This window comes from Gilvimarinus polysaccharolyticus (assembly GCF_001187555.1).
In the GTDB taxonomy this organism is placed as follows: Bacteria; Pseudomonadota; Gammaproteobacteria; order Pseudomonadales; family Cellvibrionaceae; genus Gilvimarinus; species Gilvimarinus polysaccharolyticus.
Genome location: NZ_LFIJ01000002.1, coordinates 1325227 through 1340048 on the forward strand (window position 1 = coordinate 1325227; position 14822 = coordinate 1340048).

14 protein-coding genes are annotated in these 14822 nt (G+C 50.7%); 7 read left to right on the top strand and 7 right to left on the bottom strand.

The window, feature by feature from the left end:
* Positions 1 to 8 precede the first annotated feature (8 nt).
* The 7 genes from rpsI (at position 9) to GILYN3_RS14375 (ending at position 5948) form a co-directional block, all read left to right on the top strand.
* Positions 9 to 401 (top strand): 30S ribosomal protein S9, encoded by a 393-nt coding sequence (rpsI, locus tag GILYN3_RS14345; protein WP_049723635.1) that lies wholly within the window; start codon positions 9 to 11, stop codon positions 399 to 401.
* Between the two features lie 306 nt (positions 402 to 707).
* The gene (gene petA / locus GILYN3_RS14350; RefSeq protein ID WP_049723636.1) at positions 708 to 1304 is read left to right on the top strand and encodes a ubiquinol-cytochrome c reductase iron-sulfur subunit; all 597 of its coding nucleotides are present in this window, start codon (positions 708 to 710) and stop codon (positions 1302 to 1304) included.
* A 1-nt stretch (position 1305) separates the two neighbouring features.
* On the top strand, positions 1306 to 3336 hold the full coding sequence (locus GILYN3_RS14355) for a ubiquinol-cytochrome c reductase (protein WP_049723637.1): 2031 nt from the start codon (positions 1306 to 1308) through the stop codon (positions 3334 to 3336).
* 66 nt (positions 3337 to 3402) lie between these two features.
* Positions 3403 to 4038 (top strand): stringent starvation protein SspA, encoded by a 636-nt coding sequence (gene sspA / locus GILYN3_RS14360; protein WP_049723638.1) that lies wholly within the window; start codon positions 3403 to 3405, stop codon positions 4036 to 4038.
* 90 nt (positions 4039 to 4128) lie between these two features.
* The gene (locus GILYN3_RS14365; protein WP_049723639.1) at positions 4129 to 4524 is read left to right on the top strand and encodes a ClpXP protease specificity-enhancing factor; all 396 of its coding nucleotides are present in this window, start codon (positions 4129 to 4131) and stop codon (positions 4522 to 4524) included.
* Positions 4525 to 4610: 86 nt separating this feature from the next.
* Entirely contained in the window at positions 4611 to 5228 is a 618-nt protein-coding gene (locus GILYN3_RS14370) for a Yip1 family protein (RefSeq protein WP_049723640.1), read from the top strand.
* A gap of 165 nt (positions 5229 to 5393) precedes the next feature.
* On the top strand, positions 5394 to 5948 hold the full coding sequence (locus tag GILYN3_RS14375) for a thioredoxin family protein (protein ID WP_049723641.1): 555 nt from the start codon (positions 5394 to 5396) through the stop codon (positions 5946 to 5948).
* A gap of 232 nt (positions 5949 to 6180) precedes the next feature.
* Here GILYN3_RS14375 and purD read toward each other — a convergent pair whose 3' ends face one another.
* The 7 genes from purD to accC form a co-directional block, all read right to left on the bottom strand.
* Positions 6181 to 7470: a phosphoribosylamine--glycine ligase gene (gene purD / locus GILYN3_RS14380; protein WP_049723642.1), complete on the bottom strand. Its 1290-nt coding sequence runs from the start codon at positions 7468 to 7470 to the stop codon at positions 6181 to 6183.
* A gap of 134 nt (positions 7471 to 7604) precedes the next feature.
* Positions 7605 to 9176, bottom strand: coding sequence for a bifunctional phosphoribosylaminoimidazolecarboxamide formyltransferase/IMP cyclohydrolase (purH, locus tag GILYN3_RS14385; protein WP_049723643.1), 1572 nt, complete (start codon positions 9174 to 9176; stop codon positions 7605 to 7607).
* A gap of 111 nt (positions 9177 to 9287) precedes the next feature.
* A complete protein-coding gene (gene fis / locus GILYN3_RS14390) occupies positions 9288 to 9608 on the bottom strand; it encodes a DNA-binding transcriptional regulator Fis (protein ID WP_049723644.1) in 321 nt (106 codons plus the stop codon).
* Entirely contained in the window at positions 9605 to 10594 is a 990-nt protein-coding gene (gene dusB, locus GILYN3_RS14395) for a tRNA dihydrouridine synthase DusB (protein WP_084005463.1), read from the bottom strand. The genes fis and dusB overlap by 4 nt, the downstream gene beginning before the upstream one ends.
* A 177-nt stretch (positions 10595 to 10771) precedes the next feature.
* Complete coding sequence (locus GILYN3_RS14400; RefSeq protein ID WP_049723646.1) at positions 10772 to 12403, bottom strand: DUF3426 domain-containing protein; 1632 nt, start codon at positions 12401 to 12403, stop codon at positions 10772 to 10774.
* 99 nt (positions 12404 to 12502) lie between these two features.
* Positions 12503 to 13384, bottom strand: a complete 882-nt coding sequence (gene prmA, locus GILYN3_RS14405) for a 50S ribosomal protein L11 methyltransferase (RefSeq protein ID WP_049723647.1) — start codon at positions 13382 to 13384, stop codon at positions 12503 to 12505.
* Between the two features lie 46 nt (positions 13385 to 13430).
* A complete protein-coding gene (gene accC, locus GILYN3_RS14410; protein ID WP_049723648.1) occupies positions 13431 to 14774 on the bottom strand; it encodes an acetyl-CoA carboxylase biotin carboxylase subunit in 1344 nt (447 codons plus the stop codon).
* Positions 14775 to 14822: the final 48 nt, after the last annotated feature.

Genomic DNA, 14822 nt, shown 5'->3' on the forward strand with positions numbered 1-14822 from the left:
AGCTGATTATGGCAGTTACTCAATATTACGGTACCGGCCGACGTAAGACCTCGACCGCTCGAGTGTTTCTTACTCCCGGCACCGGTAAAGTTACGATTAATGATCGTTCGTTAGACGAGTACTTTGGACGCGAAGTTGCACGCATGGTCGTGCGCCAGCCTCTAGAGCTTGTCGATCTGACCGATAAGTTTGACATTAACGCCACCGTTGCTGGTGGTGGTAGTTTCGGCCAAGCCGGTGCTATTCGTCATGGTCTGACTCGTGCTCTTATGGAATACGACGAGACTTTGCGTCAATCGCTGCGTGGAGCAGGTTACGTTACCCGTGACTCGCGTGCGGTTGAGCGTAAGAAAGTTGGTCTGCGCAAAGCGCGTAAGAAACCGCAATTTTCCAAGCGTTAATTCGGTTTTGCCTTGCTTGCCAGGCAACTGGCAGCAGCTGGCTTTTAAAAGCGCTCAGGGTTACCCCTGGGCGTTTTTTCGTTTGTGGAGTGTTGTTTTGTTGCCCGTTTACCGTCTAACTTAGCTGCTGCCCAGCTCGGTAGGTGTCGCTGCAGCCCTTACGCTACGGGGTCTCGCGTGGTTATTCTTGTAACAGACGCATAAGTTCTTTAAGATTGGCCAATTTTTACAAGACAATAATACTATTCTAAATCGTTGAATTTCAGTGATTTACTGGCCGTTGAAGCTGTTAGGGGAGAAGTCGTCATGACCAATGACGTTGTCAATAAAACGCGTCGCCGCGTACTCACCGCTGCCACCACAGTGGTAGGTGCGGTAGGTGCGGTAGGTGCAGCAATACCGTTTGTGGGTTCTTGGAATCCAAGTGCTAAAGCCAAAGCGGCAGGGGCACCGGTAAAAGTGAATGTCAGTAAGATTGAGCCAGGCGCCATGATTACCGCCGAGTGGCGCGGTCAGCCGGTTTATGTCGTTCGTCGCACAGAGCAGTCTCTGAGTACTTTGCAGGGTAATGATGAGCTGTTGCGCGACCCCGCCTCCGAAAATTCACAACAACAACCTACCTACGCACAAAATCCAACTCGGTCGATTAAGCCTGATTACCTGATCTTGGTAGGCTTATGTACCCATTTGGGTTGCGCGCCGTTGTTTCGCCCCGAGCTAGACTCGGTGGATCTTGATGGCGGCACTTGGCAGGGCGGTTTCTTTTGTCCTTGTCACGGCTCTAAATTCGATTTGGCTGGACGTGTGTTTAAAGGCGTTCCAGCACCAATTAACCTTCTGGTACCACCGCATAAGTACGATAGCGATGCTGTGGTGACCATCGGTGTGGATCAGGAGGCATAACATGAACTGGATGAAAGGTCTGTGGAATTGGGTCGACGCGCGCTTGCCGGTACAGCGTGCGTGGGATACCCATATGGGCAAGTACTACGCCCCTAAAAACTTTAATTTTTGGTATTTCTTTGGTGTTTTGTCACTGTTGGTATTGGTCAATCAGTTGTTGACCGGTATTTGGCTAACCATGAATTACACCCCAAGCGCCGATGGTGCTTTTGCCTCGGTCGAATACATCATGCGCGATGTCGATTATGGCTGGTTACTGCGTTATATGCATTCCACGGGTGCCTCGGCATTTTTTGTGGTGGTGTATTTACACATGTTTCGCGGTTTAATGTACGGCTCTTATAAAGCGCCACGCGAGCTAGTGTGGATCTTCGGCATGACGATTTATCTTGTGCTGATGGCCGAAGCCTTTATGGGGTATGTACTGCCGTGGGGCCAAATGTCCTATTGGGGTGCACAGGTTATTGTTTCACTGTTTGGTGCGATTCCTGTTATTGGCGATGGCTTAGTAGAGTGGATCCGTGGCGATTACCTGATTTCTGGTATTACTCTAAATCGCTTTTTTGCTTTGCACGTGGTTGCTTTGCCGATCGTGCTGTTGGCCTTGGTGGTATTGCATCTACTGGCGCTGCACGAGGTTGGCTCTAACAACCCTGACGGCATCGAGATCAAAAAGAACAAAGACGAAAATGGTATTCCTAAAGACGGCGTGCCTTTCCACCCGTTCTACACCGTGCACGATTTGGTGGGGATCGCGGTTTTCTTGTTTGTGTTCTGTTTTGTGATTTTCTTTATGCCGGAGATGGGTGGTTTCTTTTTAGAATACGCCAACTTCGAAGAGGCGAATAACCTTAAAACTCCAGAGCATATTGCGCCTGTATGGTATTTCACTCCGTTCTACGCGATTTTGCGTGCGGTGCCTGATAAGTTTTTAGGCTTGGTAGCCATGGGTGCGGCGATAGCTGTCTTGTTTGTATTGCCATGGCTTGACCGTAGTCCGGTTAAATCAATGCGCTACAAAGGTAATATTAGTCGCATCGCTTTGATTGTATTTGCCGCCGCTTTTGTGGTCTTGGGTTACTTGGGGGTAAAAGCTCCGACTCCTGGTCGCACGATTTTGGCGCAAGTCTGTACGGTTTTGTACTTTTTGTACTTCTTTGCTATGCCGTTCTGGACTACTAGAGAGAAAACCTCTCCGGAACCTGCGCGCGTAACCAGTAAAGGCTTGCCCGGCTATTTAGTGGCTGCGGGTTTTGTATTGTTTGCCATACTGGTAGTTGTTCCCATTAAAGCAGTGGGTGCCGAGAGCCATTTTGCTTGTGGTTCTATTCCCTGTGATGAGATCGAGACAGATCTGTCTGATAAAGCCTCATTGCAGCGCGGTGCTAAAAGCTTTGTAAACTACTGCATGGGTTGTCACTCGGCTAAGTTCTCGCGCTTTGAGCGCGTGGCAGACGATTTGGATATTCCTCATGAGCTGATGCTAGAAAACATGGTGTTTTCTGATAAGCGTATTGGTCAGCTGATGGAAATCAGCATGCGGCCAGATTTGGCGAAGCAGTGGTTTGGCGCAACACCGCCAGATTTGACTTTGGTGGCGCGTGCGCGCTCACCTGAGTGGCTGTACACTTATCTGCGCAACTTCTATAAAGATGAGTCGCGCCCGTTAGGGGTTAATAACCGCGTTTTTGCGAATGTGGGTATGCCTCATGTAATGCTCGAGCTACAAGGCTTACACGAGTGTGGCGCGGGTCCTAAGCTTAATGATCACGGCCATGCTGAGCGCGACAATCTAGGCAATACGGTTATTGATGAGCACTGCGGCGCATTGGTTGAGGGTGATATTAAGGGTAGTTTATCGGCTGATGAATTTGATCGTACGATCTACGACTTAGTGAACTTTCTAGAGTATGTTGCTGAGCCTTCACGTATGCAAAGTGAGCGCATCGGTGTTTATGTGCTGTTGTTTTTGTGCGTGTTTTTTATCTTTGCTTATCTGCTAAATCGTGAGTACTGGAAAGGTATTCACTAAGCTTTTTATAAGCGGGCGATAGTGTGTCGCTCGCTTCCTATGTTGTATAACTATTGAGGTGCCCCAATGGGTGTTGTTACCAAGCGCTCATCCATGACTTTTTTCTCTGACCCCTATGACCATTACAGTCATCGGGTGCGTATCGTGTTAGCTGAAAAAGGTGTATCTGTTGACTTAGTGGATGTCGATGTCGATAACAAGCCGCAGGAGTTGGCGGATTTAAACCCCTATAACTCACTACCGACGTTGGTGGATCGTGACCTGTCGCTGTATGAATCAAAAGTGATGATGGAGTATTTGGATGAGCGTTTTCCACATCCACCATTATTGCCAGTCTACCCTGTGGCGCGAGCTCAAAGCCGCTTGTGGATGTACCGTTTAGAGCGCGATTGGGCGCCACTGGTGGATCTGATCCGGGCGAGCGATGATAAGGACGTAGTAGAAAAGGCTCGTAAAGACTTGAAAGATAGTTTGCTGACTATCGCGCCTATCTTTGCTGAAATGCCGTTTTTTATGAGTGAAGAATTTACCATTGTCGATTGCTGCTTAGGGCCAATTTTATGGCGCTTGCACTCGTTGGGTATTGAACTTCCTAACACTCGTCAAAGTCAGCCGCTTAAACAATATATGGAGCGGCTGTTTGCTCGTGAGTCATTCCAAATGAGTTTGACCGAGTTTGAGCGAGAAATGCAGCCGGCTTAAATCGTCGCTATGGAGCGCAATGCTATTGTGCTCCATAGCCTCGACCACTCTGCTGGTCGAGGCTAACCTTCCGCGCCGAGGAGATACTCCATGACAATGACCTCTAGACGTCCCTACATGATTCGCGCATTTTACGAGTGGATCGTGGATAACAACTGTACTCCCTACCTATTAGTAAATGCCCACGCCAGCGGTGTTGAAGTGCCTCAAGAGCACGTTAATAAAGATGGCCAGATCATCCTCAATATTGCCCCCGCCTCTGTGGTTGATTTAGATATGCTCGACGACAGCATATCTTTTAGCGCTCGATTTGGTGGCGTGCCGCGCCGCTTATTTATCCCCAGCTATGCTGTACAGGGCATTTATGCTCGAGAAAATGGTCAGGGTATGGTGTTTGAGGCCGAAGCTGAGCCGCCACAACCCTTGCCGCCATCAGGTGGTGATGACAGTGAAAGTAAGCGTCCGAGTTTACGGGTGGTAAAGTAGGGCGTTTACCGTATATTATTAGTGTTGGTTAAGTTATTGCGTAACAGATTTTCTAAATAATAAAAATACTTAGTTAGGATAAGCATATGGCGAAGCTTCAGCACACCTTAGGCATGTTTATTAATCCAGCTCGTGAATGGCAACGGATTCGCGACGAAGACCACAGTTTTTATAAGGTTTATTGGACGCATGTGCCATTGTTGGCCTTGATTCCAGTTGTTTGTGCGTATTTTGGTGTTACCTACCAAGGCTGGAGTATCGGCAGCGGTAGCGTGGTTCGACTGACGCCAGACAGCGCTTTAATATTATGTGTGGCCGCCTACTTGGCAGAATTAGCAGCCGTGCATGTACTGGGTTGGTACATCAACTGGATGAGTCAGAGCTTTGGTGTCGAGGGAGAGGCCCGTAAGCGCCATTATAAAGGTACGGCACTGGCTGTTTATTCTGCAATACCTATGATGCTGGCAGGCTTGATATTGCTGTGGCCTGAGCTGTGGCTTGTGGCAGGGGTCTTTATTGTCGCTGCCTGCTATTCCACTTATTTAATATACCAAGGCATTCCAATTATCATGAACATTCCTAAAGAACGCGGTTTTATTTATGCCAGCTCGGTTATCACCGTAGGTTTGGTGTTGGCGGTGGTGGTGATGATCACGACAGTCATCGTCTGGAGTTCGGGTATGGGGCCGATTTACGTTAGCTAGTGTTCACTAAGAAAATATTAAAAAAGCGGCTTCGGCCGTTTTTTTGTGCCTGGATGATTAGTTCGCACTGTCTGGGTCCTATAAAGGCCCTTTTTATGGGTTGGTTTTACATTGGTGGCTGTACGCGTTTTAATGAGCAGATATCAACACAGAAGGAAGTTTTGTATGGCCCGTACCCACTCCAGCATGTTGCCACTGGGAACCACGTTACCCGATGTTGAGTTGCCCGACGGCACCGGCGATCTTTGTAATATCGCAGGGAATGTAGAAGAAAATGGTGTGTTAGTGATGTTTATTTGTAATCACTGCCCATTTGTCTTGCACATTGCTGACTTTCTTGCCCCTATGGCGCGTCAGCTTGGAGAGCAAGGGATTGGTTGCGTTGCCATTAGCTCTAACGATATTGTGAATCACCCTGAGGATGCTCCAGACAAAATGGTGGCATTTGCGGCTCAGCACAACTTTCCTTTTCCGTATTTGTACGATGAGTCTCAAGCGGTGGCAAAAGCCTTTGACGCAGCCTGTACGCCAGATTTCTATCTGTTTGATGGTAATAAAAAACTTGTTTATCGCGGCCAGATAGACGACTCACGGCCCGGTAACGATGCTCCAGTTGATGGCCATGATTTGCTGGCGGCAGCTCAGGCATTAGTGCAACAGCAGCCATTGCCGACCGAGCAGCGACCGAGCTTAGGTTGTAATATTAAATGGAAGAACTAGCGTAAAGCTGTTGCTGGGTTGCTATTAGATATAAAAGTTACGCATTCTCACAATTTACTTTTGAGCAAAAATTCTTAGATTAAATGCCAGCGATGTAACAAAGCCCTTTACGAATAAGCCTTTCTGAACGTGGTCCGATAGGTCTTAACAACAATGTTTATTTGATTATGCAGATACACAAAAAAGCCCCGATAATCGGGGCTTTTTTGATGTTGAGTGACAACGTCTTGGGTTAGCTTTGTTGCTCGCGAGCAATAGCCCGATAAGCAATATCGCTGCGGTAGTTGACGCCGTCCCACTTAATACCGTGGGCGAGCTTGTAGGCGCGTTCCTGCGCATCTTTAACGGTATTGCCTAGTGCTGTTGCACACAGAACACGACCGCCGTTAGTAACGATCTCGTGGCCTTGCTGTGCGGTTCCTGCGTGAAAGACTTTCTCACCTGCGGTTTCGGTGCTGGGCAACCCGGTAATCGCATCACCCTTGTTGTAACTTGCCGGGTAGCCACCGGCGGCGAGTACTACGCCAACGGCTGGCCGAGGGTCCCATTGGATAGTGGCTTTGTCTAACTCGCCGTTTAGAGCTGACAGACACAGGGCAACAATATCGGATTGCAGTCGCAGCATAATGGGCTGTGTTTCGGGGTCGCCAAAGCGGCAATTGTATTCGATAACTTTAGGTGTACCGCTGGCGTCGATCATCAGGCCGGCGTATAAAAAGCCGGTGTAGCGGTTGCCTTCGGCGGCCATGCCTTTAACCGTAGGGTAGATCACCTCATCCATAATGCGCTGGTGAATTTCATCGGTAACCACGGGCGCCGGTGAGTAAGCACCCATGCCGCCGGTGTTGGGGCCGGTGTCGCCATTGCCCGCGCGCTTGTGGTCTTGACTGGTGGCCATTGGTAAAACGTTTTCGCCATCTACCATGACGATAAAGCTGGCTTCTTCACCGTTAAGAAACTCTTCGATCACCACACGACACCCGGCGTCGCCAAAGGCGTTGCCCGACAACATATCGCGTACGGCATCTTCGGCTTGCTCGAGTGTTTCGGCGACTATTACACCTTTACCGGCGGCAAGACCATCGGCTTTTACGACAATCGGCGCGCCTTTTTCGCGTAGGTAGGCGAGTGCCGGCGCAACTTCGGTGAAGTTTTGGTAGGCGCCGGTAGGAATTTTGTGGCGCTCTAAAAAGTCTTTGGTAAAAGCCTTAGAGCCTTCTAGTTGCGCTGCGCCCTTGGTGGGGCCAAAACACGCGAGGTTGCGCTCGTTAAAGTAATCCACGACCCCTTCAACCAAAGGCACTTCGGGTCCGACAATGGTCAGTGCAACTTCTTCTGCCTTGGCAAATTCAGCTAGCGCAGCAAAGTCGAGCACATCAATATTGACGTTTTTTAATTTGTCGTCTAACGCAGTCCCGGCGTTACCGGGTGCTAAGTAAACGGTTTCTACTTGTTGGCTCTGCGCCGCCTTCCAGGCCAGTGCATGCTCGCGGCCACCGCCGCCAATAATTAAAATGTTCATGGTTTTGTATGGCTATAACGGCGCTTATACAATAGCGCTCGATTCACCATAGCTCCTATTGGCAAATTAAGGGTCATAAGCGGCGGCCAGCTAAGTCCTTATATAGATACTGCTTAGTTGACCGCGTAGCGCGCTTAGTGTTTAAAGTGACGCATTCCGGTAAATACCATGGCGATTCCAGCTTCGTCGGCAGCGGCGATCACTTCATCGTCGCGCATAGAGCCGCCAGGCTGAATTACAGCGGCAATACCTGCCGCAGCGGCGTTGTCTATGCCGTCGCGGAACGGGAAGAACGCATCCGAAGCCATAACCGAGCCGGGCACCGCAAGGCCTGCATGCTCAGCTTTAATGCCGGCGATACGGGCCGAGTTTACGCGGCTCATTTGACCGGCACCCACACCGACGGTGGCGCCGCCTTTACCGTAAACAATGGCGTTGGATTTAACCATTTTTGCGACTTTCCAGGTGAATAATAAATCGCGCATCTGATCTTCGCTGGGTACTTTTTTGGTAACCACTTTTAAATCAGATTCTGCCACGGTGCCGTTGTCGCGATCTTGTACTAACAAGCCGCCTGACACACGCTTGTAATCATAACCGGCAGCACTTGCGCCCCACTGGCCACACTCTAATAAGCGTACATTTTTCTTGGCACTGACAATCTCAACGGCAGCCGACTCGATACTTGGGGCAATAATCACTTCAACAAATTGTTGATCGACAATGACTTTTGCGGTGGCTGCATCGAGTGGGCGGTTGAAAGCGATAATGCCGCCAAAGGATGACTCGGGATCGGTGGCAAAAGCACGTTCGTAAGCGGCCTGTAATGTGTCGGCGCTGGCTACGCCACAAGGATTGGCGTGCTTGACGATAACGCAGGTAGGCGCATCAAATAGCTTTACGGTTTCTAATGCGGCATCGGTATCGGCAATGTTGTTGTAAGACAGCTCTTTGCCTTGCAACTGTTTGGCGGTTGCGATGGTGCCGACAGCAGGATTCTTCTCGACAAAAAAGGCACTCTTTTGATGCGAGTTCTCGCCGTAACGCAGGGTTTGCACCTGATGAAACTGGGTGTTAAACGTGCGTGGAAAATCTTCACTGCCACCTTTAACCATACGGCCAAAGTAATTGGCGATGGCGCCATCGTAGGCGGCGGTGTGCTCGTATGCTTGAATGGCTAAATCAAAACGAGTTTGGTAAGTAGTGGCGCCTTTATTGGCTGACATCTCGGCCAATATTTTGCCGTAGTCGGCGGCGTTAACCACAATGTTGACCCAAGCGTGATTTTTAGCCGCAGCGCGTACCATTGTTGGGCCGCCGATATCGATATTCTCGATGGCGTCCTCTAGGCTGCAGTCGGGGTTGGCGACGGTGTTTTCAAACGGGTAAAGATTGACCACCACCATGTCGATGCCGCCAATACCATGCTCGTTCATTACCGCATCATCTTGACCGCGACGGGCCAAAATGCCTCCGTGAACTTTAGGGTGCAACGTTTTAACGCGGCCGTCCATCATCTCGGGGAAGCCGGTGTAGTCCGAGACTTCTATGGCGGGGATGTCGCTGTCTTTGAGCAGGCGGTAAGTGCCGCCAGTCGAAAGGATTTCTACCCCTTGTTGGTGTAAGGCACGGGCAAAATCTACAATGCCTGTTTTATCAGAGACGCTGATCAGGGCGCGTTTTACGGGCGCGAGGTCGGTAGTCATTGGGATGCTTCCAGTAGTTTGTTAGCTCGGGAGTCAATAAGAACAAACGTTTAAAAATAGAAAAGGTGGCATTCAGCCACCCTTAGGCGTTATAAGCATTTACGCTTTTACTTACAACAAGCCATATTGCTTCAGTTTTTTGCGTAATGTGCCACGGTTTAAACCCAGTGCTTGCGCGGCTCGAGTTTGATTGTGGCGGGTGTATTTTAATACCACCTCAAGCAACGGCGCTTCGACTTCGGCCATTACCATATCGTAGACGTTACTGACAGGCTGTCCGTCTAAGTGTTGGAAATAATTTTCCATGGCCTGTTCGACGCTGCCTCGCAATGATTGCGCTTGAGTGGCAGGTGCCGGTTGTGGCGCTTGCGTGCTCAAGGTCTCTTTGGGCGCGATGGACGCATCGGTGATAAAAGTTTCTACTGAATTCATGCCGCTTTTTCCTCTTGTTCTAGCAGTTGTTCGAAGTAATCTCGAACCCTTGCATATTGATCTTGGGCGTTTTCTAACTGGTTAAACGTGGCGCGAAACGGCCCGCTATCGGGCAGAGTTTGTAGGTACCAGCCGAGGTGCTTACGCGAGATGCGCGGCCCCATGACAGGTCCATAAAATTCGCTCAGTTCTCCCAGGTGGGTACAAAGAATATCTCTGATTTCACTCAGAGATGGTTCTGGTAACAGTTGGCCAGTACGTAAATAGTGGTCAATCTGTTTAAAAATCCAAGGGCGCCCCTGTGCGGCGCGCCCGATCATAACGGCCTGTGCGCCGGTTTGTTGCAGCACATAATGTGCTTTTGACGCGCTGTCGATATCGCCGTTGCACAGCACCGGAATGTTAACGTTTTGTACTACCTCGGCAATGGTGTCGTACTCGGCCAGACCGTTAAAACGGCAGGCGCGGGGGCGGCCATGTATCGCTAAGGCTTGTATGCCGCAATCTTCGGCGAGCTTGGCAATGGCAACCGCGTTGCGCTGCTCGGGGCACCAACCGGTGCGTATTTTTAATGTTACAGGTGCATCTACGGCAGATACTACCGCCTGTAATATATTGGCCACTAAGGCTTCATCGCGTAATAACGCAGAGCCGGCGGCTTTTTTTAACACTTTTTTTGCCGGACACCCCATATTGATGTCGATAATTTGGGCGCCATTGTCTACATTGAAGCGGGCCGCCTCGGCCATCATTGCTGGATCGGAGCCGGCTATTTGCACCGCTATTGGGCCTGTTTCGCCACGGTGGTCAAGACGCTGACGGCTCTTGCGACTGTCCCAGAGTGTGGCGTCACAAGTCACCATTTCTGAAATCGCAAGCCCCGCCCCCTGTTGCCGACAAAGTTGGCGAAAGGGGCGATCGGTAACGCCAGCCATTGGCGCCAGTACTACCGGCACGTCGATCTGATAGGGGCCAATCTGAAGCATTATCAACTTACCTTGCCGACGGTTTTATCTAAAATGACCCGTTAATTTCTAGCGGCGGGGCCGGTCGAAAAAGGCTGGCTATGATACCTTCTTGGAGTCGAATTGGGAACGCAGATTTCACACAGATTGGCTTTTTTTTAAGCAAATATGACAGTTTAAGCTTGCAGTTTAAGTGAGCTAGGGGATAACTAAGTTGTAATTGACTGCATCTGGGCCCGGGTCGACCAGCTCTAGGCTTAAATGCACCGGCTGGTTAGACGGCATAATCGTGCGGCCGGTCAGTTCGCCGCGTAAGTATTCTTTGGGTGTAAACAGGCGCGATGCCACTGGCCTGTTATTGATATCGCTAAAGGTTAGCTGCAAAGCTGGGTACGGTTGCTCGAACATAGCGGTATTAAGAATGATGGCATCCACCATTAACGCATTGCTGTGTTCTGCGTGTTGGCGCACCACAAGGTTAAAGGTGCGAATTTTACTGGTGTCGCGCAACGTGGGCATTTGGCAGCCAATCAGGTTGCAGGCACTTTGATAATAACCCCGGTAAGGTTCAATGCGGCTGTAGCGGTCAAATTGTAGCCAAGCAACTTGTAGCACCAGCGCGACGATTGCTAATAGACTTAGCGCTCCCCACAGCAATCGCTTGTGCCAAGGGCGCTCATGGGCGGCTGCCATTTCGACTGGTTCGGGGTGGATGCCCAGTATTAAAGCGCTGCGCTCGCTATCGTAGGCGCGTAGACGTCCATGAAAATCATCGACCGCGTGGCTGTCTTCATCGTTGTCGGAGCGATCAGCACGCAATTCAAAGGACGGTGTTGCTGCCGGCTTTTGAGTGCTTGCAGGTGTTGGGTTATCACGCTTTGAAGGTTTAATGTCTTCGGTTAAGTTGGCACTAAAATCGTTAGTCTGTTCGCCAGTCTCAGTGAAATTGTCTATTTCACTTGCGGTCGATGGGCCGTCGCGGGTGATGCTGAGCGGGTTGTCGAAGTCGCTAGCGGTTTGTGTTTGGGGTGTTGGCTCATTGTCCAACAGCTCATCGGCCCAAGATTCATCGCTGGCATCGACAAACTCTTCGGTCTGTGGCTCAAGCTTGCGCTCAAACAAAGAGTGGCCGCTGTCGCGAGGCGCTATGTATAAATCTGGGTCAGCCGCCTTCGGTGCCGGATTGTCCATGTCGTCACTGATCAGCACATCATCGTGCAGTTCGCTTTCAAGGTCTATTTGTGACTGGTCGAACTTCAGTAATCCATCGGCGGTGGCACTTGGCTCGACCGGCTTGGGGTTTTCTATGATTTTGCTAGCGTTGCTGACAGGTTTGGGTGCTGAGTTCGAGTCAGATTTGGGCGCACTTACACGACGATTTTCTGGCTTAGGGGTGTTAATTGCAGCCTTAGTTGGTGCAGTTTGTGCGACGGTAGCTGCTGGTCGAATATTGTCGCTCTTATTAAGGTTGTCTGGCTTGGCTGCGGCTGGAGTAACCGCTGGGCGCGTTTGGGCCTGGGGCTTTATGCTCGCTTGCTTAGGTGTCGGGCTGATTGCAGCCGATGGCGCTGTAGATGGAACTGCTGCGTCCGGCTCGCTAGTAATAGGCAGTTGAGTTTGAGTGGGTGCTGGCGTTTGTGGTGCACGTTTTGTGGTTTTTACGCGCGGAGCTGCAGGTTTTGGGTTGCGCCCCTCAATAAGGTTTTGTTCGGCATTAAAAATATGTAAACAAGAGCCACAGCGCACCGCGCCACGAGCTTTTTGAATTTGCGCGGGCGTAATCCTAAACGACGTGCTGCACTGAGGGCAGCGGGTAACCAATTGGGTCATAGCAAACGTGTTTTCCTTGCTGTCGCAGGAGGGCCTTCCCGAGTGCACACTTTAGAGGCAGTTTAGTCGTAAAGTGTGCGCGGGTAAATGCGCCGTAGTTTAGCGTATTTTTGTGCCAGTAATGCGAACCCACTCGTCTTTTTGAGCGACCGGATCAAACGTAAAGTCATCGCTGTAGGCGGCCATAACGGCATCGGCTTGAGTCGCTAAAATACCGGAGAGGCAAATCTTGCCGCCGCGGCGGGTCAGGGCTGATAGTTGTGGTGCGAGCTCGGCCAGTGGTCCAGCCAAGATGTTGGCCAGCACTATATCAACTGACTCGCTGGGTGCCTTTGGTGGCAAAAAAACCGGCATGGCGTCAGCGGCTAATTGGTTGCGTTGAGCGTTGTCGCAGGTGGCGAGCAGCGCTTGTGGATCGATGTCGACCCCGATGACTTTGCGGGCGCCGAGTTTAAGTGCTGCGATACCTAAAATGCCAGAGCCACAACCGTAATCGACTAGTGTTAAATCGTCCAGCACTTGGCCGTCCAGCCACTGCATGCATAAAAAAGTAGTGGGGTGGGTGCCGGTGCCAAACGCTAAGCCTGGGTCGAGCAAAATATTAATTTTGTCGGGCGCCGGTGGCTCGATCCAGCTGGGGCAAATCCACAGGCGTTCACCACAGCAAATGGGGTGGTAGTTGCTCATCCACTCCCGCTCCCAGTCCTTGTCTTCTAACTGCTCCCATTGGTGTTCTGGCAATTCTTGACCGTAGCGTGCCGCGATCAAGTCGCTGCTGGCGCCGGTATTGATGTCAGCGTCGAATAGCCCGGTAATACACACTTGATCCCACAGCGGTGTTTCGCCGAGTCCCGGCTCTAAAATCGGTTGGTCGGCATTGTCTTGCAGCGTCACGGAAACAGCGCCAGCATCGAGTAGCGCGTCTTCGAGTTTAGCGGCGTGATCACGTACGGTATTAAGTTTTATTTGAAGCCAGGGCATGGGAATCCGAAAGCTAAAGGTCCGGCGAATACCGGACCCTGCGGGTTTAACCTTCGAGTTTTTTCTCGAGGTAATGAATGTTAACGCCACCTTCGCGGAAGGCCGGATCACGTACTAAACGCTGTTGCAGCGGAATGTTGGTGCGAATACCGTCAATAACGGTTTCATCCAGCGCGTTGCGCATGCGATTTAGGGCGATCGTACGGTCTTCACCATGAGTGATGATTTTAGCAATCATCGAATCATAGTTCGGTGGTACTGTGTAGCCACTGTATAGATGAGAGTCGACCCGAACGCCAAAGCCTCCCGGAGCATGGAAGTTATTAATGGTGCCGGGGCAGGGCATAAAGGTTATTGGGTCTTCGGCGTTTACACGACACTCAAAGGCGTGACCGCGAATAACAACGTCTTCTTGTTTGATTGAGAGTTTCTCGCCAGCACAGACTCGGATTTGCTCGCGAATAATATCGATACCCGTAACCATCTCGGTAACTGGGTGTTCGACCTGTACGCGGGTGTTCATCTCGATAAAATAAAAGCCGCCGTCTTCGTACAAAAACTCAAAGGTGCCGGCACCTTTATAGCCGATATCAATACATGCTTTAACGCAGGCCGCTGCAGTTGATTCGCGAATGTCGTCGGGAATGCCGGGTGCCGGAGCTTCTTCTAGTACTTTTTGGTGGCGACGCTGCAAAGAGCAGTCGCGGTCGCCCAAGTGAATGGCGTTGCCTTGGCCGTCGGATAATATCTGAATCTCGACGTGACGTGGATTCTGCAGGAATTTCTCCATGTAAACCGTGTCATCACCAAAAGCACCCTTGGCTTCGCTTTGGGTAACATGAATCGAGCTCATTAATGAGGCTTCGGTATGTACCACTCGCATACCACGACCGCCGCCACCGGCGGCAGCTTTAATGATAATGGGGTAGCCGATGCGCTTGGCAATTGCTTGGCACTTGTCGCGATCATCGGTGGGCAGTGGGCCGTCTGAGCCGGGTACAGTGGGTACGCCAGCTCTTTTCATGGCGGCAATAGCGGCCACCTTGTCGCCCATGGTGCGGATAACATCTGGATCAGGGCCAATAAACACAAAACCACTTTTTTGCACTTGCTCGGCAAAGTCGGCGTTCTCGGCTAAAAAACCGTAACCTGGGTGAACCGCTATTGAGTCGGTTACCTCCATCGCGCTAATAATAGCGGGGATGTTTAGGTAGCTTTGTGGTGATGGGTTGGGTCCGATGCAGACGGACTCATCGGCCAGACGTACGTGTTTTAAGTCGCGATCGACCTGCGAATGTACCGCCACGGTCTTAATGCCCATCTCTTTACAGGCGCGCAAAATCCGCAGGGCTATTTCACCGCGGTTCGCAATCAAAATTTTCTTAAACATACACCAACTCCTCGGATTTTATCGGCATTATCGTGTTCGCAGCCGCGC